General features: G+C 67.6%; 15 protein-coding genes. 5 read left to right on the plus strand and 10 right to left on the minus strand.

Annotated features, from left to right (window positions below; genetic code table 11):
* Positions 1–2: 2 nt before the first annotated feature.
* Complete coding sequence (locus V7S63_RS19880; RefSeq protein ID WP_336531472.1) at positions 3–1,559, minus strand: outer membrane beta-barrel protein; 1,557 nt, start codon at positions 1,557–1,559, stop codon at positions 3–5.
* Between the two features lie 149 nt (positions 1,560–1,708).
* Here V7S63_RS19880 and V7S63_RS19885 point away from each other — a divergent pair, with 149 nt between their 5' ends.
* Together V7S63_RS19885 and V7S63_RS19890 are read left to right on the plus strand one after the other, a co-directional pair.
* Positions 1,709–2,680, plus strand: a complete 972-nt coding sequence (locus tag V7S63_RS19885; protein ID WP_336531473.1) for a KpsF/GutQ family sugar-phosphate isomerase — start codon at positions 1,709–1,711, stop codon at positions 2,678–2,680.
* 24 nt (positions 2,681–2,704) lie between these two features.
* The gene (locus V7S63_RS19890; protein WP_336531474.1) at positions 2,705–3,607 is read left to right on the plus strand and encodes a LysR family transcriptional regulator; all 903 of its coding nucleotides are present in this window, start codon (positions 2,705–2,707) and stop codon (positions 3,605–3,607) included.
* 3 nt (positions 3,608–3,610) lie between these two features.
* Here the strand turns inward: V7S63_RS19890 and V7S63_RS19895 are convergent, their stop codons facing one another.
* From V7S63_RS19895 to V7S63_RS19930, 8 genes are all read right to left on the minus strand, one after another.
* Positions 3,611–3,928 carry a DMT family transporter gene (locus V7S63_RS19895; RefSeq protein WP_336531475.1) on the minus strand — a complete coding sequence of 106 codons (318 nt, stop codon included), beginning with the start codon at positions 3,926–3,928 and terminating at the stop codon, positions 3,611–3,613.
* A 62-nt stretch (positions 3,929–3,990) separates the two neighbouring features.
* Complete coding sequence (locus V7S63_RS19900) at positions 3,991–4,911, minus strand: DMT family transporter (protein WP_336531476.1); 921 nt, start codon at positions 4,909–4,911, stop codon at positions 3,991–3,993.
* A 28-nt stretch (positions 4,912–4,939) separates the two neighbouring features.
* Complete coding sequence (locus V7S63_RS19905) at positions 4,940–5,572, minus strand: glutathione S-transferase family protein (protein ID WP_336531477.1); 633 nt, start codon at positions 5,570–5,572, stop codon at positions 4,940–4,942.
* Between the two features lie 165 nt (positions 5,573–5,737).
* Complete coding sequence (phnE, locus tag V7S63_RS19910) at positions 5,738–6,592, minus strand: phosphonate ABC transporter, permease protein PhnE (protein WP_336531478.1); 855 nt, start codon at positions 6,590–6,592, stop codon at positions 5,738–5,740.
* Positions 6,589–7,470, minus strand: coding sequence for a phosphonate ABC transporter, permease protein PhnE (phnE, locus tag V7S63_RS19915; RefSeq protein ID WP_336531479.1), 882 nt, complete (start codon positions 7,468–7,470; stop codon positions 6,589–6,591). The genes phnE (V7S63_RS19910) and phnE (V7S63_RS19915) overlap by 4 nt, the downstream gene beginning before the upstream one ends.
* A 186-nt stretch (positions 7,471–7,656) precedes the next feature.
* Positions 7,657–8,574 carry a phosphonate ABC transporter substrate-binding protein gene (gene phnD, locus V7S63_RS19920; protein ID WP_336531480.1) on the minus strand — a complete coding sequence of 306 codons (918 nt, stop codon included), beginning with the start codon at positions 8,572–8,574 and terminating at the stop codon, positions 7,657–7,659.
* A gap of 76 nt (positions 8,575–8,650) precedes the next feature.
* Positions 8,651–9,469: a phosphonate ABC transporter ATP-binding protein gene (phnC, locus tag V7S63_RS19925; protein ID WP_336531481.1), complete on the minus strand. Its 819-nt coding sequence runs from the start codon at positions 9,467–9,469 to the stop codon at positions 8,651–8,653.
* Positions 9,470–9,616: 147 nt separating this feature from the next.
* Positions 9,617–10,231: a TetR/AcrR family transcriptional regulator gene (locus V7S63_RS19930; protein WP_336531482.1), complete on the minus strand. Its 615-nt coding sequence runs from the start codon at positions 10,229–10,231 to the stop codon at positions 9,617–9,619.
* Positions 10,232–10,367: 136 nt separating this feature from the next.
* Between V7S63_RS19930 and V7S63_RS19935 the strand changes: the two genes are divergently transcribed.
* The 3 genes from V7S63_RS19935 (at position 10,368) to V7S63_RS19945 (ending at position 15,693) form a co-directional block, all read left to right on the plus strand.
* Positions 10,368–11,492: an efflux RND transporter periplasmic adaptor subunit gene (locus tag V7S63_RS19935; RefSeq protein ID WP_091832792.1), complete on the plus strand. Its 1,125-nt coding sequence runs from the start codon at positions 10,368–10,370 to the stop codon at positions 11,490–11,492.
* Positions 11,489–14,563 (plus strand): efflux RND transporter permease subunit, encoded by a 3,075-nt coding sequence (locus V7S63_RS19940; protein ID WP_336531483.1) that lies wholly within the window; start codon positions 11,489–11,491, stop codon positions 14,561–14,563. Before V7S63_RS19935 ends, V7S63_RS19940 begins: the two co-directional genes overlap by 4 nt.
* A 146-nt stretch (positions 14,564–14,709) precedes the next feature.
* The gene (locus tag V7S63_RS19945) at positions 14,710–15,693 is read left to right on the plus strand and encodes a tripartite tricarboxylate transporter substrate-binding protein (protein WP_336531484.1); all 984 of its coding nucleotides are present in this window, start codon (positions 14,710–14,712) and stop codon (positions 15,691–15,693) included.
* A gap of 162 nt (positions 15,694–15,855) precedes the next feature.
* On the opposite strand, the gene pbpC is transcribed toward V7S63_RS19945, so the two are convergent.
* The gene (gene pbpC / locus V7S63_RS19950; RefSeq protein WP_442896490.1) at positions 15,856–18,045 is read right to left on the minus strand and encodes a penicillin-binding protein 1C; all 2,190 of its coding nucleotides are present in this window, start codon (positions 18,043–18,045) and stop codon (positions 15,856–15,858) included.
* Positions 18,046–18,087: the final 42 nt, after the last annotated feature.

Consider the following 18,087-nt stretch of genomic DNA (forward strand, 5'->3'; position numbering starts at 1 on the left):
CGTCAGAACTGCACGCGCAAGCCGACCTGCGCGACGTTCGCGGTGTAGTCCGAGCCCTGGTTGGTCGAGTTCAGCCGCTCATGGGTGAAGCTGGCGCGGATCGCGAAGGTCCGGGTCAGCTTGTATTCGATCCTGGCGCCGATGGTGGAGAGGTTCTCGCGCAGGTCCTGGCCGTCATATTCGGTGCGGGCGAAGGTGGTGAAGCCGGTGACGGTCAGGTTGCGGCGTAGCGCATGCGCCACTTCGAGGCCGACGCGGCGCGCCGTCGTGCCGCTCGAGCCGGGGATGGTGGTGTCGCCGAGCTCGGCCGAGCCGCGCAGCGTCACCGTGGTCAGCGGCGTCGGCGTCCACAGGATCGCGGCATCGCCGACGAAGCCGCGCAGGTTCCGCAGGCGGCCATCCTCGTATTTGCGATCCTGATAGCCGCCGGAGACCTCGCCGGTGAGCATGCGGCTGATCTCGAAGGTCGAGCCGAGGCGAAGCGTATAGCCGTCGGAGGAGCGCATATAGCCGCTGGAATCGACCTTTTCGTCGAACTGGCGGGTGTCGATTTCGCCCTGGACGAAGGGCTTGAAGCCTGGCGTCACCTCATAGGCGGCGCGCAGGCGCAGGCCGTATTGCGTCTGGTTGCGGTCGGCCTGGCTGAGGATGCGGCCATTGCCGAGTTCGGCGTCCTCGTAGTCCTGCCGGTCGATTGCGCCACGCAAGGTCACCTGCAAGCGGTTGAAATCATGGGTGACGCCGGCCGCGGCGCCATAGTTCCAGGTGATCGGCCGGCCCTGCACGGCGGAGGTCAGGTCGGGTGAGCCCGGGCGCTGGGTGTCGAGCCGCAGGCGCGATTCGAGCAGGATGCGGGTGTCGCGCGTCGCGTCGAGGCGCAAGGACATGTTGCCTTCCGCGTCCGGGCGCGAGGCGCTGTCGTTGCGATAATAGCGGCTGTAGCCGCCGCGCAGCATGCCGGTGAGCTCGTGAACGTTCCAGTCGGATTGGACGCCGAGCTCGCCCTCGGTGCGGGTGAACAGCGAGCCCTTGCTCGGCCCGGAAATGCGCTCGGGATTGCTGTCGTATCCGACCGAGCCGGTGATCGCCGGGCGCAGGATGACATTGCCGAGCCGCAGGCCGAGCGGCGCGTAGGGGTCTTCCTCCTGCCGCTTGCGCTTGCGCGGTTCGGGTACCGGCGGGGGCGCCGGCGGCAGGTTGGATACCGTCTGCGGTGGCGCGCGGAACTCACGCTGGGTGACGCCGCGAAGGCGCGAGGACCGGACCGGCTGGCTGGCGCGCGTCGGCTGGCCGTTTGAGATCGCGCTGGAGCGGCCGCGCGGGGCAGGGGCGGCATCGTCGACACCATCCGGCAGCGCGGACGCAGTCCCCGGAGCCGGGTTCGGCCTTTGCGCGACATAGTCCGGCGTACCGGTCCGCAAGGCCGGCGTCCGGGCGCGTGCCGGCATATCCGCCGGCTGCGTCTGCGCGGAGGCCTGCTCCGGCCAGGCCGTCAGCCCGGCGACGCCGCAGCAGCCTGCGACGCCTGCCAGCCAGCAGATCTGGGCGAAACGGGACACGGGCGCGACGATGCTCCGGCGAGGCAAAGGCTTATCCGCGCCGGGTCGGCGCGCATGGTTAATGGAGTTAGAACGAAGAGGGTTAATGCCCCGTCAATGCGCCGGCGCCGGTGGCCAGGCGGACCTGCGCCGTGCTAGAGGCGCGCTCCATGACCGCGACCATCAGCGCCTCCGCCCTCCGCACCATCGCCACCGAACGCGCCGGGCTCGATGCCTTGCACCAGGCGATCGGCAATGGCCTTGCCGAGCCTTTCGCCGCCGCCGTCGAGATGATCCGCGCCGCCACTGGTCGCGTCATCGTCACCGGCATGGGCAAGTCCGGCCATGTCGGCCGCAAGATCGCGGCGACGCTCGCCTCGACCGGGACCCCCTCCCATTTCGTCCACCCGGCCGAGGCCAGTCATGGCGATCTCGGCATGGTCCAGCCCGAGGACGTCGTCATCGCCCTGTCCTGGTCGGGCGAGGCGGTCGAGCTCTCGGCGATCGTCGGCTACACCCGCCGTTTCCGCGTCGGGCTGATCGCGATCACCGCCAATCGCGACAGCGCACTCGGCCGCGAGGCCGATGTCCCGCTCGTCCTTCCCAAGGCCGAGGAGGCCTGCCCGAACGGGCTCGCGCCGACGACCTCGACGACGATGCAGATGGCGCTCGGCGATGCGCTCGCGGTCGCCTTGCTGGAGGCGCGCGGCTTTTCGCGGCAGGACTTCTACGTCTACCACCCCGGCGGCAAGCTGGGTGCGCAGCTCAAGACCGTCGCGACCATCATGCATTCCGGCGAGTGCCTGCCCGTCGTCGGCGAGACCGCTGCGATGGCCGATGTCGTCTCGATGATCACCGCCAAGGGCTTCGGCTGCGCCATCGTGATCGATGCCGACGGCAAGCTCACCGGCGTCGTCACCGATGGCGATCTCCGCCGCAAGCTCGGCTCTGGCTGGGGCGGGCGACTGGCGCGCGACGTGATGACCCGGGATCCGCGCAGGATTGCGCCGGACGCGCTGACGGCAGAAGCTTTGGAGATGGTCAACCGTCTGCGCGTCACGGCGCTGATCGTCGCCGATGCCGACGACAGGCCGGTCGGCCTCGTCCACGTCCACGACCTGCTGGCGCTCGGTGTCGCTTGACGCCTAGCCTCTAGCGAGGGGCTCATGGCCGCGCTCGAATGGGATGATCTGCGCTATGTCCTCGCCGTGGCCGAAGCCGGCTCGCTCGCCGGCGCGGCGCGCGAACTGCGCGTCAACCATTCGACGGTGCTCCGCCGCATCGCCGCCTTCGAGCAGCAACTGGGCCTTCGCCTGTTCGAGCGCTTGCCGACCGGCTATGTGGTGACGGCCGGCGGGGAGGAGCTGGTCGCGGCGGCGCGCAGTATCGCCGGCACCGTCACCGAGCTCGAACGCCGCATCGCCGGACAGGACCTGCGACTCTCCGGCACGCTGCGGATCACCGCGACAGACACGCTGATGGGCTCGATCCTGCCCGAGATCCTCGCCGAGTTCGGCGAGGCCCATCCCGGCATCGCCCTGGAGGTCGCGGTCTCCAACCTGATGTTCAACCTGACCAAGCGCGATGCCGATGTCGCCTTGCGCACCGCCGACAATCCGCCGGTGACCTTGGTCGGGCGCCGGGTCGGCAAGATCGCCTTCGCGATCTACGCCGCGCCCGCCTATCTCGCGCGCTACGATCATGCCGACCTCGCCGAGCATCGCTGGATCGGGCCGGACGACACGCTCGCGGGAACCTCGGTGGCGCGCTGGATGCAGGCGAAATTGCCGAAGAGCGATATCGCGTTGCGGGCCGATTCGCTGCTGGCGATGCAGCAGGCGGCGGTGGCGGGCCTCGGGCTGGTCGCGCTGCCCTGCTATCTCGGTGACAGCCTCCCGGCCCTCGCTTGCGTGCACCGTCCCCTGCCGGAGATGGAGACGGCCTTGTGGATCCTGACCCATGAGGATCTGCGCGCCGCGGCGCGGGTCCGCGCCTTCACCGATTTTGCCTATGGCGCCTTCCGCAAGCGCCGCGCCTTGTTGGAGGGCGAGGCCGCGTCGTCCGCCTGAGGATCAGGCCTCGACCAGCTTGAGGCCGATCACACCGATCAGGATCAGCGCGAGCAGGCCAAGGCGCGCGGGCGAGGCGCTCTCGCCGAGGGCGACGATGCCCGCGATGGCGACACCGAGCGCGCCGATGCCGACCCAGACCGCATAGGCGGTCCCGACCGGCAATTCCTTCAGCGCCAGCGACAGCATGACGAAGCTGACGATCGCCGAGACGATGCCGATCAGGCTCGGCCAGAAACGGGTGAAGCCGCCGGCCTGCTTCAGCGCGATCGCCCAGACGATCTCGAGCAGGCCCGCTCCGGTGAGTAGCAGCCAGGACATGGGATGTCTCCGTGGAAATGGGGTGACGGCGTCGGATCGGCGCCGTCCTGAAGCTCAAGGAGTCAGAAGACCTTGATCGCGGCGACGCCGAGCAACAGGACGACGACGCCGGACAAGCGCAGGGCCGAGATCTCGCGCCGAGGCAGGCGGAACCAGCCGTAACGATCGACGAAGAGCGAGACGATCTGCTGGCCGGCGACGGTCAGGCCGACGGTCGCGGCGGTGCCGATGGCAGGGATCGCGACGAACACGGTGGTGACATAGGTCGCGCCGCAGACCGCGCCGATCCAGCCCCACCAGGGCATGGCCTTGAGGCCGCCGAGCTGCGGTTTCGCGCCGCCCGTCAGCAGCGTCACCAGGAGAACGACGATCATCGACAGGGTCGCGACCGCGAAGCTGATCGTGCCGACGACGAAGGGCGCGCCGAGATCCTGCCGCAGCAGCCCGTTGACCGCGCCCTGCATCGGCAGCACCGCCCCGGCGACGAGGGCGAGCAGCATCCAGCCGAGCTTCGAGCCGGAAAGCTCCTTGGTCGCGGCCTTCTGGCCGAAGACGATCGCCACCACACCGACGAGCACGGCCGCCGTGCCGATCAGCGTCGCGGGCTTCGGCGCTTGCCGGAGTACGCCGAGCACGCCGAAGCTGTCGAGCCCGAGCGAGGCCAGCATCTGGCCGGCGATGAAAAGGCCGACCGCGACGACCGCGCCGAGCCGCGGGAAGACCAGGATGGTCGAGGCGACGTAGAGCGCCGTCGCGACGCCGCCGATCGCATGCCACCAGGGCACGGCCTGCAGGCCTCCGAAGGCGGCCGCCGTGCCGGTTGCGATCGCGACGATCAGCAGGAGGAGGGCGGCGAGCACGACCTGGATCGTCGTCGCGGCGAAGGGGCTTCCCGTCGCCTTCGACAATTGCGCATTGGCGCCGGCCTGCACCGCCAGCAGACCGCCGGCGGCGAGGGACAGCGGGATGAAGAGGGTATCCATGACGAATATCCTGTCGGGAGTGACGCGCTCAGGCGTCGGCGTGCGCGAGCGCCGGCACGGCAAGGCCGCGCTGCACGGCGGGGCGGGCGGCGATCGTCTCGTGCCAGCGCTGCAGATGAGGGGTGTCGTCGAGGCTCAGGCCGAGTTTCGGCAGAGCGTTGATCCAGGGCCAGACCATGATGTCGGCGATGCCGTAGCTGGCTTCGACCAGATAGGGCCGCAGCGCCAGCTCGCCGTCGAGGACACGTAGGATGCGGGCGGTCTCGCGCTCATAGCGCTCGATCGCGTAGGGCAGCGTCTCCTTGGCGAAGACCTTGAAATGCCAGAGCTGGCCGATCATCGGCCCGATATGAGCCGCCTGGAAGAAGCTCCATTGCAGCGTCTTGCTCAGCGCCGGTGGGCCGTTGGGCCGGAGCACGCCGGAACGCTCGGCGAGATAAAGCAGAATCGCGCCGGACTCGAAGATCGTCCGGTCATGATCGTGGTCGACGATGACGGGGATCTTGTTGTTCGGGTTGAGCGCCAGGAAGCTCGGCCGGTGCTGCTCGCCCGCCTCGATGTCGATGACGGTGACGGCATAGGGCAGCCCGGCTTCCTCGAGCATGATCGAGGCCTTGTGGCCGTTCGGGGTCTGGTAGGTGTAGAGGTCGATCGGGGTCATCGGCTTGCTCCGAAGTCTGGATGCCGATGAGATAGAATGTGCGATGGCGCATCACGATGTGTGATGTAGCCTTGAGATTATGCGAATTCGCACAGGTTTCGGATCATGCTGGCAATCTCGCGTCATGGCCGGGGCATATTGCGCCGGCCATGACGAATGAGGGTTTCAGATCGCCCGCTTGCCGATGATGGCGAACCGCAGCTTGCTCGAGAGGAAGTCGATCGCGGTCACCGCCGCCAGGATCAGCAGGATCAGGAACGAGACCTGCTGCCATTCGAGCGTGCGGATGGTCTCGGCGAGATAGAGGCCGATGCCGCCGGCCCCGACGATGCCGATGATGGTCGAGGAGCGGGTGTTCGACTCGATGTAGTAGAGCACCTGGCTGGCGATCACGGGCAGCACCTGCGGGATCAGGCCGAAGCGGATCTCATGCAGCTTGCCGCCGCCGACCGAGGCGACGCCCTCGACGGGCTTGCGGTCGGCGGATTCGATCGCCTCGGAGAACAGTTTGCCGAAGGCGCCGAGATCGCTGGTCATGATCGCCAGCATGCCGGCGAAGGGGCCGAGGCCAACGACATTGACCCAGATCAGCGCCCAAATCAGCGCATCGACGCCGCGCACGGTGTCCATCGAGCGCCGTGCCAGGAAATGCACGATGCGGTTGGCGACGACGTTCTTGGCGGCGAGGAAGCCGAGCGGGAAGGCGAGGATCGCCGCCATGATGGTGCCGAGGAAGGCGATGGCGATCGTCTCGAACAGCGCCTTGACGAAGATGACGGCGCGGGCGAACGAGCCGGGATCGGGCGGCAGCATCAGCGCGATGAAGGTGCCGAGATTGGCGAAGCCGGCGATGATCTTCCAGAGCGAGGTCTCGAGCGTCGTCAGCCCGTAGAGGAAGAGTCCGACGAGGCCGCCGACGACGACGATGGTCATCAGCTTGGTCTTCAGCGAGCCGGCGATCGCGGCCTTGTGGCGGGCGATCAGCGCGGCGCGGTCGCTAGGCGAGAGAGCGAGCGTCATTTGCCGTGCTCCAGGCTGAGCAGCGCATGGCGCAGGCGCTCGGTGCCGTAGTCGATGAGCATCACCGTGACGATGATCAGCAAGAGGATGGCGCTGACATCGGTGAAGTAGAATTTGCGGATCGCCTCGATCAGATCCTGCCCGATGCCGCCGGCGCCGACGAAGCCCATGATCGAAGCGCCGCGGACATTGATCTCGAAGCGCAGCAGCGCGTAGCTGGCGAAGTTCGACAACACCTGCGGCACCACGGCGAAGCGGATGGTCTGCCACCAGCCTGCGCCGGTCGCGGTCAGGCCGTCGACCGGCTTCATGTCGATGTTCTCGACCACCTCGGAGAAGAGCTTGCCCATCGCGCCCATGGTGTGGATGGCGATGGCGAGCACGCCGGGCAGCGGGCCGAGGCCGAAGGCGATGACGAAGATCAGGGCGAAGACGATCTCGGGGACGGTGCGGCAGAATTCAAGGAAGCGGCGCGTGCCCCAGCGCAGCCATGGCGAGCGGCCGAGATTGCTGGCGGCGGTGAAGCAGAGCAGGAAGCCGCCGACGGCGCCGAGCACGGTGCCGATATAGGCGATCAGCAGGGTCTGCCAGAGCAGCTTCAGCCAGCCGTTCAGACCCCAGTACCATTCCTTGAGATCGGCGCCGAACGTCGCCAGGCGCAGCGTCGGCATGGTCTCGAGGATGTATTTCGGGAAGCGCCAGGCGTTGGCGGCGAATTTCGCAAGGTCGACCTCGGAGCCGATAGCGGCGAGGACGACGCAGGCGATGAAGATCGCGGCGCCGAGCAGGGTCTGTCGCCGTTTGCCTGCGATTTCGCGCCGATAGAGCTCGGCATGGGCGGCGATGGCGGGATCGTTGCGATCGATCGCGAGTGTCATGAAATATGCCCTGGCCGAAAGAGGCGCGGGGAACCCCTCTCCCGGATGGGAGAGGGGCAGGGGGTGAGGGCCTGCCGGTAAACGCCAGAGCGCGGCGCGGCCGCCCCAGTGTTGGGAATAATGCGGTGAGGGCGGTCCCTCACCCCCGGCCCCTCTCTCATCCGGGAGAGGGGAGGGAGCGCATGCTTACGAAGACTTCTTCTTGCGGAGCGCGTCGACGAACTTGTTCAGCTCGATGATCGGGTCGTAGGCCTTGTTGTCGACGGCGACGAGCGGGCCCTGCTTGCCTTCATAGATCTTGTCGAAGGCGGCCTTGTCCTTGGTGGCGAGGTTCAGCACCGCGTCGCGGATCTTGGCCTTGAGCTCGGTCGGCAGCTCGGAGAGATAGGCCATCGGCGAGTTCACGATCTGCTCGGACTTGTAGATGATCCGGAAGTCGTCCGCCTTGACCATCTTCTTGCGGTCCATGCGCAGCAGGTTCGATTCCTGCTCGTCGTTCCACCAGTTCGCGGCGATGTCGACGGTGCCCTGTTGCAGGGCGATGATCGCGTTCTCGTGGCTGCCGGTGTAGACGACCTTGCCGAAGAAGCTCTCCGGCTCGATCTTCATGCCGTCGAGCGCGAAGCGCGGCACGTTGTTGCCCGAGGTCGAGTTCGGGTCGACGAGGCCGAGATTCTTGCCCTTGAGATCCTCGATCTTCTGATAGGGCGAGTCCTTCTTCACGTAGAAGACCGAGTAGTAGCCCTTGGTGCCGTCGATATTGGTCTCGATCGCGAAGGCGTCGACCTTGGCGCCGGTCATCAGCGCGCGGGCGAAGGAGGCCGGGCCGTACATGCCGATATGGATGTTGCCGGCGCGCTGGCCTTCGATGATCGCGGCGTAGTCGTTGGCGATGCGCAGCGTGACTTTGGTGCCGAGCTCCTTGGCGAGATAGTTCACGAAGGGGGTGTAGCGCTCGACCACGCCCGAGGCGTTCTCGGAGGGGATGATGGCGAAGACGAGCTCGGGATACTTCGCCTTCCAGTCCTGCGCGAAGGCCGGGCCGGCGAGCGTCGCGGCAAGGCCGGCCGCGGCGAGTGTGAAGGTATGACGACGGGTCAGCATGATGGTGCTCCTTTGGAAAACGCGGTGGTGAAAAGTCAGGCGTAAGGGCAGGCCCGCAGGCACGCCGCCGGCTGTCTCAGGCGGCGTTCTGCTTGGCGCGCTTGGCTTCCTGGCTGGCGATGGCGTCGAGCGCATCGAGTGCCTCGGCACCGGCATCCTTGGCCTCGATGCCGTAGAGCTCGGCGGCGAGCTCGCTGGTGAGCGCGTGCGGCGGGCCGTCGAACACGACCTTGCCGGCGGCCATGCCGATCAGCCGGTCACAGTACTTCGCGGCGATGTCGAGGTGGTGGAGGTTGCAGACCACGGTGATGCCGTCCTCGCGATTGATGCGGAACAGCGCGTCCATGACGACCTGGGTGTTGCGCGGGTCGAGCGAGGCGATCGGCTCGTCGGCCAGGATGATCTTGGGCTCCTGCACCAGCGCGCGGGCGATGGCGACGCGCTGCTGCTGGCCGCCGGACAGGGTCTCGGCCCGCTGCGCGAGCAGATGGCCCATGTCGAGCCGTTCGAGCGCGGCGATGGCACGGACCTTGTCGTCCTGCGAGAAGCTCTTGACCAGTGTCAGCGCGGCCGAGCGATGGTTCAGGCGGCCGAGCAGGACATTGGTCAGCACGTCGAGGCGACCGACCAGGTTGAACTGCTGGAAGATCATCGCCGTGTCGCGCCGCCAGGCGCGGAGCGCCGCACCGCGCAGGGCGGTGACGTCGCGGTCCTCGCTGAGGATGCGGCCCTCGCTGGCGTCGGCGAGGCGGTTCAGCATGCGCAGCAGCGTCGACTTGCCGGCGCCCGAGCGGCCGATGATGCCGACCATCTCGCCGCGCGGAATCGACAGGGTGACGTTGTCGACGGCGGCCTTGCCGCCGAAACGCTTGGTCAGACCCTCGATACGCAGCATCGACACTCTCCCGCGATTGCGGGATGATGCGGTATCGGCGGCAGATGACAGCGCCGTGACAGGAGGTGCATTCCGGGACGGCCGAGGTGGAAGGCCGGTCATCGACCGTCAACCATATCGCCCGCACTCGCGGGAGAAGGTGGACTGTCAGCCCGCGCGCAGCAGCAAGTCGACGCAGGCGGCGACATAAGCCTTGCGCTCGGCGTCGGCCGCGTGCGCGATGCCGAACAGGCCGCGGACCTGATGGAAGCCGCGCAGCATGCCGATGAACTGCTCGGCGAGCCTGTCGGCCTCCTCGTCGGCCAAGGGCCGAGGCAGGCCATCACCCGATCGTGAACACTGCGCGAGCAAGGCGGAGAGGTCCGTGATCATGCGGCCTGCCCCAGCCTCGTACGCAGCCTGTCCCAGTTCGGGAAAGCGGGCGGCGGCTCCGACGATCAGGCGATGCAAATCGAGCGAGGCCGGATGCAGCATCATCGCCAGCGCATCCTCGCCGAGACGCAGCAAGGTGGAGCGCAGATCGCCGGTCTCGCTGGCCGGTCTGCGCAGCGGAATCGTCAATTTTTCAGTGAGTTCAGTGCAGATCGCCAGGAACAGCGCCTGCTTGTCGGCGAAATGGCTGTAGATGGTCTGCTTGGAGACGCCGGCGCGCTGGGCGATCTGATCGAGGCTGGCGCGATCGAAGCCCTCGGCCAGGAACGTCTCCGACGCGGCCCTAGTGATCGCGTCATGTTTATCCGGCCGTGATTTTTCGGCCGGCATCGGTCTTGCTTCTGCAGCGGTGGCGCTACCGCGTCCGTGCATTGATCATTCCGTCACGCTTCCGCCCTTAAAGGGTGCTTATCAAACTAGACCGTCCAGTCTAGAATATGTCCGTACTCCCGGAGCGTCCAGCCTGATGAAGCGTTTTCTCCTCCTTATCCTGATCGCCGGGCTGGCGGGCGGCGGATATTACGGCTACCGCAACCACTTCAAGGGCAGCGGCCAGCAGGTGCAGGCGCAAGCGACGGCCCCCGGGCAGGCTGCGGCCGTGCCGGTCGAGGTCGGCGCGATCGAGCTCTCTTCGGTCAATGAGGAGGTCGAGGCGCTCGGCACGCTCGCCGCCGACGAATCCGTGGTGATCGCTCCCGAAATGGCTGGCCGCGTGGTCGCGCTCGGCTTCAAGGAGGGCGAGAAGGTCGCCAAGGACCAGAAGCTGGTGATGCTCGACACCGCCATGCTCGACGCCGAGCTGAAGCAGGCCCAGGCCGATCTCTCGCTCGCCCGCGACACCTATGACCGCAATCGCTCGCTGGTGCAGCGCGGCTCCGGCACGCAGGTCGCGCTGGAGCAGGCGACGGCGCAGCTCGCCTCTCAGGAAGCGAAGATCCAGCTCGTCCAGGCCAAGCTCGCTCTGGCGACGATCAAGGCGCCGTTCACCGGTGTCGTCGGTCTGCGCTCGGTCGGCATCGGCGATTTCGTCTCGGTCGGCAAGCAGTTGATCACGCTGACCAACATCGACCCGATCAAGGTCGATTTCCGCGTGCCCGAGATCTTCCTGACCCAGGTCAAGGTGGGCCAGCCGATCCAGCTCAAGGTGGATGCGGTGCCTGACCGGCCGTTCACCGGCCAGGTCTTCGCGATCGACCCCGTGGTCGACGTCAATGGCCGCGCCGTGAAGCTGCGCGCCAGCATCCCCAATGCCGACCTCGTGCTGAAGCCCGGCCTGTTCGCCCGCGTCACAGTGGTGGTCGACAAGCGCGACAATGCCCTGCTCGTGCCGGAGACCGCCGTGGTGCCTGATGGCGTCGGCAAGGCGGTCTTCGTCGTCGAGGGCGGCAAGGCGCGGCGCATGCCGGTCGAGCTCGGCAAGCGCCTGCTCGGCAAGGTCGAGGTGGTGAAGGGGCTGAAAGCCGGCCAGCAGATCGTCACCGCCGGCCAGATGCGCCTGCGCGATGGCTCGACCGTTGCGATCAAGGAGAAGGCTTCGGTCCAGACCAGCGCGCTGCCGGGTGCCGTGCCGCCAGGCGTCGCGCAGCAATGAGCCTGTTCGAGCTCTTCGTCCGCCGGCCGGTCCTCTCGACCGTCCTCAGCCTGCTCGTCGTCCTGATCGGCTTCGTCTCCTATACGCGCCTGACGGTGCGCGAGTATCCGAACATCGACGAGCCGATCGTCTCGGTGCAGACGACCTATCGCGGCGCCAGCGCCGAGATCATCGAGACGCAGGTCACGCAGATCCTGGAGAACTCGATCGCCGGCATCGAAGGCATCGAGATCATCAACTCGACCAGCCGCCAGGAGCGCAGCCAGATCTCGGTGCGCTTCCGCCCGGACGTCGATCCCGACGTCGCGGCCTCCGACGTTCGCGACCGCGTCAGCCGCGTGCGGGGCCGCATGCCCGACGAGATCGACGAGCCGATCATCGCCAAGGTCGAGGCCGACGCCCAGCCGGTGATGTATCTGTCGCTGACCAGCAAGCGGCATTCGCCGCTGGAACTGACCGACTTTGCCGACCGCTTCATCTCCGACCGGGTCCAGAACATCACCGGCGTCGCCGAAGTCCGCATCCTCGGCCAGCGCCAGTTCGCCATGCGCATCTGGCTCGATCGCGCCCGCATGGCCGCCTATGCCATCACCGTGCAGGAGATCGAGGCGGCGCTGCGTGCCCAGAACGTCGAGATCCCGTCCGGCCGGATCGAGAGCAACGACCGCGAATTCACCGTGCTCTCGCAGACCAGCCTGATCACGCCGGAGCAGTTCCGCGAGATCACGGTCAAGGACGCCAGCGGCTTCCCGGTCAAGCTGCGTGATCTCGCCAAGGTCGAGCTCGGCGCGCGCGAGGAGCGCAACGCGGCCTGGTTCGGCGGCCAGCCTTCGGTGACGATCGGCATCGTCAAGCAGGCGACGGCCAATCCGCTCGACGTCTCCGCCGGCGTCGTCGCGGCGCTGCCGGGCATTCGCGAGGACCTGCCCGACGGCATGTCGATCGCGACCTCCTACGACACCTCGATCTTCATCGACCGCTCGATCAAGGCGGTCTATTCGACGATCGGCGAGGCGGTCGTCCTCGTCGTGCTGATCATCTTCCTGTTCCTGCGCTCGCTCAGGGCGACGCTGATCCCGCTCGTCACCATTCCGGTGTCGCTGATCGGCGCCTTCGCGCTGATGTATGCGATGGGCTTCACGGTCAACACGCTGACCCTGCTGTCGATGGTGCTCGCCATCGGCCTCGTCGTCGACGACGCCATCGTCGTGCTCGAGAACGTCCACCGTCATATCGAGGAGGGGGTTGAGCCGACCAAGGCCGCGATCAAGGGCATCAACGAGATCGCCTTCGCCGTCGTCGCAATGACGCTGACGCTGGTCGCGGTCTACGCGCCGATGGCGTTCTCGACCGGGCGCACCGGCAAGCTTTTCGTCGAGTTCGCGCTGACGCTCGCCGGCGCCGTGCTCGTCTCCGGCTTCGTCGCGCTGACGCTGACCCCGATGATGTGCGCCAAGTTGCTCCGCCACGAGAACAAGCACAACTTCCTCTACAACGCCCTGGAACGCTTCTTCGAGGCGCTGTCGAGCGGCTATCGCCGCTCGCTGCGCTTTGCGCTGAGGATCCGGCCGCTGATCGTGCTGCTGGCGCTCGGCGTCGCCGGCGGCAGCTATTTCTTCTTCACCAACCTCCGCTCCGAGCTGGCGCCGGTCGAGGATCGCGGCACCATCACTGCGATCGGCGTCGCGCCCGAAGGCGCCACCATGGCCTTCACCGCCGATTATGCCCGGCGGGTCGAGGACTATTTCAGCAAGATCCAGGAGGTCGACAGCTATCTCGTCATCGTCGGCTTCCCCGACGTGACGCGGGCGATCGCCTTTGCGCGCCTGAAGCCCTGGGAAGAGCGCCAGCGCAAGCAGCAGAATCTGGTCGCCGAGATCAACAAGGGGCTGTCGCAGATTCCCGGCATCCGCCTGTTCGCGACCAATCCGCCCTCGCTCGGGCAGGGTGGCGCCAACAGCAAGCCGGTCGAGTTCGTGCTGCGCTCGTCGGACAGCTATGCCGAGATCAAGGCGAACGTCGACCGCCTGATCGCCGAGGTGCAAGGCAATCCGGCGCTGACCAATATCGAAAGCAACCTCATCCTCGACAAGCCGCAGATCAAGGTCTCTATCGACCGCCAGCGCGCCGCCGATCTCGGCGTCGGCGTCGATGTGATCGGGCGCACCATGGAGACGCTGCTCGGCGGGCGCCAGGTCACGCGCTTCAACATGAACAGCAAGCAGTACGACGTGATGCTGCAGGTCGCGGGCGAGGATCGCAACACGCCCCAGGCCCTGCAGTCGATCTACCTGATCGGCCGTGGCGGCCAGGTCGTGCAGCTCTCCAGCCTGGTCCAGGTCGAGGAGAACGTCGCCCCCAAGGAACTGATCCGCTTCAACCAGCTGCGCTCGGCGACGATCACGGCGGTGCCGGGCGCGGGCTATTCGCTTGGCGATGCGCTGAGCGTGCTGGAGCAAGGCGCGGCGAAGGTCCTCCCGGCCTCGTTCCAGACCGACTATTCCGGGCAGAGCCGCGAGTTCAAGCAGTCGGGTTCCTCGATCCTGCTGGTCTTCCTGCTGGCGCTCGGCTTCATCTATCTGGTGCTGGCGGCCCAGTTCGAGAGCTTCGTCGATCCGGTCGTGATCATGGTCTCCGTGCCCCTCTCGCTCACCGGTGCGCTCGCGGCGCTCTATTTCTCCGGCGGCACGCTCAACGTCTATAGCCAGATCGGCCTGATCACGCTGGTCGGGCTGATCACCAAGCACGGCATCCTGATCCTCGAATTCACCAACCAGCTGCGCGAGGAGGGCCGCGAGCTCGTCGAAGCCCTGGTCGAGGCGGCGGAGCTGCGTCTGCGCCCGATCCTGATGACGACCGGCGCGATGGTGCTCGGCGCCGTGCCGCTGGCCTTGGCGGAAGGCGCCGGCGCCGAGAGCCGCTCGCAGATCGGCTGGGTCATCGTCGGCGGCATGACCTTCGGCACGCTGCTCACGCTCTATGTCGTGCCGGTCGCCTACAGCTACATGGCGCGCGGCAAGCACGGCTCGCGCCATGCGGCTGCCGAGGCGCATCCACAGCCGGCGGAATGATCGGCGATCCGGGTAGAGGATATCCGGATAGCCCTTAGCGGAAACGTCTATTCGCTTTCGCCGCCGCCCGACGCTAACCGTCGCGGCGGCGGTGCCCAATGAGCGAGAACTCAGGCGACCGCCCGTGACATCAACGGGAGGAACGCATGAGGATCGGTTTCTGGCTCAAGGCGGTGTTCGCCGCCTGCATGGCGACTTCTATTCCCACCGCGCAGGCGCAGACCTTCCCGAGCAAGCCGGTCACCATGCTGATCCCGTTCGCGGCCGGCGGGCCGACCGACGTGGTCGGGCGCCTGGTCGGCGAGCATATGAGCCGCACGCTCGGCCAGCCGGTGATCATCGAGAACGCGGTCGGCGCCGCCGGCACGCTCGCCGGGCAGCGCCTGATGGCCTCGCCCGCCGACGGCCATGTCATCCTGATTGGTCATACCGGCACGCATGCCGCCGCCGTCTCGCTCAACCCGAACCTGAAATACCGGCCGGTCGAAGACTTCGCCCCGGTCGGGCTGGTCAACACCAACCCGATCTTCCTGACCGTCCGCAAGACCCATCCGAGCGGCACGCTCGCCGAGTTTGTCGCCTGGGTGAAGGCGAACGAGAAGGCGGCGAGCAACGCCCATGCCGGCGTGGGCTCGGTCAGCCACACCACCTGCCTGCTCTTCAACACGGTCGTCGGGGTGAAACCCAATGGCGTGCCCTATCGCGGCACCGGCCCGGCGATGAACGATCTCGTCGCCGGCCAGGTCGACTATCTCTGCGACCAGGCGGTGAACGTCGCCCCGCAGCATCGCGCCGGCACGATCAAGACGCTGGCCGTCGCCTCGGCTGCCCGTGCGACGGCGCTGCCGGATGTGCCGACCAGCACGGAAGCCGGCGTGCCCGGCTTCAAGGTCGAGGTCTGGAACGCGATGTTCGCGCCCAAGGACACGCCTGCGCCGGTCGTCGCCAAGCTGAACGGAGCGCTGAAGGCGGCGCTTGCCGATGCGACGGTCAAGGCCAAGCTCAACGAACTCGGCGCCGAGATCCCCTCGGCTGAATTGCAGGAGCCGGCTGGGCTACGTTCCTTCGTCGGCGCCGAGATCGAGCGTTGGGCGCCGATCATCAAGGCGAGCGGCGTCAAGATCGAGTGACGCTGAACTTCGTTCCAAGGATCGAAAAACCTTGTCATCCCGGACGGAGCGCAGCGGAGATCCGGGATCCATTCCCGAGCCTATCCGAAAGAGGTTCCGGAACGGGTCCCGGGTCTCCCTCCGGTCGCCCGCGACGACTCGTTTCTCCTGAGCAACCTCAGTTTATTGCAGCCTGACCGAAACGCTCTCGCTGGCGCCTGCGGCATCGATCACCGAGATGCGCACGAAGCCCCTGCCGGGCGGCTGCCAGGCGGCCTCGCGTCGCTTCACCGCCGCGATCACCGGCGCGCCGTCGACCAGCCAGGTGAAGGGGGCGATGCCGCCGGTGACCTTGAGATTGAGCTGCGGAGCGCCATCGACCCCGGAGGCAGCGAGATCGATCTTCGCGCCCTCGGGCGGGAAGGCGAGCTTGAGGCCGGGCGTCGCCAGCGCCGCGACCGTCTTCGGCACATCCTGGCGCAGATGCCGGAGCGGCGGCGGCAGGGTCGCGCTGCTGGCCGAGATTGTCCCCGGTGGCTGTTCGAAGGGCCGCGGATCGAGGCCGATGCGGGCGAAGGCGTCGAACAGGATCGGAGCCGCGACGACGCGCCCGACCAGGCCGGGCACCGCGCCATTGTCGGGCCGGCCGACCCAGACGCCGATCGTGTGTTTGCGGTCGAAGCCGACGGCCCAGGCGTCGCGATAGCCGTAGGAGGTGCCGGTCTTGTAGGCGATCCGGCCGGGCGGCGCATTGAGCGGCGGCGGCGCGCCGAGCAGCGTATCGGCGACATACCAGGCGGCGACCGGCTCGACGAGACGCAAGGGCGGCTCGATCACGCCGCCCGCCGACTTTACATGCAGCGGCACGACTTCGCCGCCGCGGGCGAGGCCGACATAGAGCCGGGTCAGGTCGGAGAGGGTGATGCCGAGGCCGCCGAGGCCGATGGCGAGGCCGGGTGCGCCGCCATCCCTCGGCATGGCGATCGCCGCGCCGGTATCCTTCAGGCGCGACAGGAAGCGCTGCGGGCCGACTGCCGATAGCAGTTCCACCGCCGGCAGGTTGAGCGAGAGCTGCAGCGCCTTGCGGGCGCTGACCATGCCCTGGAAGCCGAGGTCGAAATTCTCGGGAACGTAGAGGCCGTAGCGGGTCGGCCGGTCCTCCAGCATGGTCTCGGGATGGGCGAGGCCGTTGTCGAACGCGAGCGCATAGATGAAGGGCTTCAGCGCAGAGCCGGGGGAGCGCAGCGCCTGCGTCAGGTCGAGCGAGCCGGCGCGCCCGGCGTCGAAGTAATCGACGCCGCCGACCGAGGCGCGGATCTCGCCGGTCTCGTTATCGGCGATCAGGATGGCGATCGAGAGCTGCGGGCCCTGGCCGATGGCGCGCTCGCGGGCGAGCTGCTCCAGGCTCGCCTGCCAGCGGGCATCGATGGTGAGGCGCTGGCTGCGCTGCTCCGGGGCCTCGGCGACGACCTGTTCGGCGGTGTGCGGTGCGAGGTTCGGGAAGGGCTTTCGCGCGGTCGGCACCGGCTCTTCGCGTGCGGCGGCAACCTCGTCAGCGGTCGCGAGCCCGGCCGCCTCGACGCGGGCTAACACACGCTCGCGGGCCTTGCGCGCAATCTCCGGGAAACGGTCGGGCCGGCGCGTCTCCGGCGATTGCGGCAGGGCGACCAGCAATGCGGCTTCCGCGGTCGAGAGCCGCTTCGGCTCCTTGCCGAAATAGGCGAAGCTCGCGGCGCGCACGCCCTCGAGATTGCCGCCGAAGGGAGCGAGCGTCAGGTAGAGGTCGAGAATCTGCATCTTGCTGAAGCGCCGCTCCAGCTCGATTGCGCGCACCGCCTGCCTGAGCTTGGCTGCGAGCGAGCGCTCTTGGCGCGGTTCGAGCAGGCGGGCGACCTGCATGGTCAGAGTCGAGCCGCCGGAGACGATGCGGCCATTCGCCAGCATCTGCCCCGCGGCGCGCAAGGCGCCGAGCGAGTCGATGCCGGCATGCTGATCGAAGCGCTTGTCCTCGAAGGCCTTGAGCATGGAAAGGTAGCGCGGATCGACGTCATCGGCGCCGACCGGCAGCTTCCAGCGCCCGTCCGCGGTGACGAAGGGGCGCAGCAGCTTGCCCTCGCGGTCGAGCACCACGGTCGAGCGGTCGCGGGCGGCGGCAAAATCGATCGGGGGCAGGGTGGAGGCGTACCAGAAGAGGGAGGCGGCGGTGGCCGCGGCCAGCGCACCGACGCCGAGGCCGGCATAGGCAAGACGGCGCGGCCAGACGCTCTTCCCTTCTCCCCTCGGGGGAGAAGGTGGCTGCGAAGCAGACGGATGAGGGCCGCGCGACTGGGTGAGGCAGTTGTCAGCTTGCGCCTGACTTCCCTCATCCGTCAGCGCTCCGCGCTGCCACCTTCTCCCCCGAGAGGAGAAGGAAGA

Source organism: Allobosea sp. CCNWLY174, from assembly GCF_037120455.1.
GTDB classification, from domain to species: domain Bacteria; phylum Pseudomonadota; class Alphaproteobacteria; order Rhizobiales; family Beijerinckiaceae; genus Allobosea; species Allobosea lupini.

Coding starts and splice junctions, on each gene's coding strand:
- V7S63_RS19935 (WP_091832792.1), top strand. CDS start 10,368: ATGAAGCGTTTTCTCCTCCTTATCCTGATCGCCGGGCTGGCGGGCGGC.
- phnE (WP_336531478.1), bottom strand. CDS start 6,592: ATGACGCTCGCTCTCTCGCCTAGCGACCGCGCCGCGCTGATCGCCCGC.
- V7S63_RS19930 (WP_336531482.1), bottom strand. CDS start 10,231: ATGCCGGCCGAAAAATCACGGCCGGATAAACATGACGCGATCACTAGG.
- phnC (WP_336531481.1), bottom strand. CDS start 9,469: ATGCTGCGTATCGAGGGTCTGACCAAGCGTTTCGGCGGCAAGGCCGCC.
- V7S63_RS19945 (WP_336531484.1), top strand. CDS start 14,710: ATGAGGATCGGTTTCTGGCTCAAGGCGGTGTTCGCCGCCTGCATGGCG.
- V7S63_RS19905 (WP_336531477.1), bottom strand. CDS start 5,572: ATGACCCCGATCGACCTCTACACCTACCAGACCCCGAACGGCCACAAG.
- V7S63_RS19900 (WP_336531476.1), bottom strand. CDS start 4,911: ATGGATACCCTCTTCATCCCGCTGTCCCTCGCCGCCGGCGGTCTGCTG.
- phnD (WP_336531480.1), bottom strand. CDS start 8,574: ATGCTGACCCGTCGTCATACCTTCACACTCGCCGCGGCCGGCCTTGCC.
- phnE (WP_336531479.1), bottom strand. CDS start 7,470: ATGACACTCGCGATCGATCGCAACGATCCCGCCATCGCCGCCCATGCC.
- V7S63_RS19895 (WP_336531475.1), bottom strand. CDS start 3,928: ATGTCCTGGCTGCTACTCACCGGAGCGGGCCTGCTCGAGATCGTCTGG.
- V7S63_RS19940 (WP_336531483.1), top strand. CDS start 11,489: ATGAGCCTGTTCGAGCTCTTCGTCCGCCGGCCGGTCCTCTCGACCGTC.
- V7S63_RS19885 (WP_336531473.1), top strand. CDS start 1,709: ATGACCGCGACCATCAGCGCCTCCGCCCTCCGCACCATCGCCACCGAA.
- V7S63_RS19890 (WP_336531474.1), top strand. CDS start 2,705: ATGGCCGCGCTCGAATGGGATGATCTGCGCTATGTCCTCGCCGTGGCC.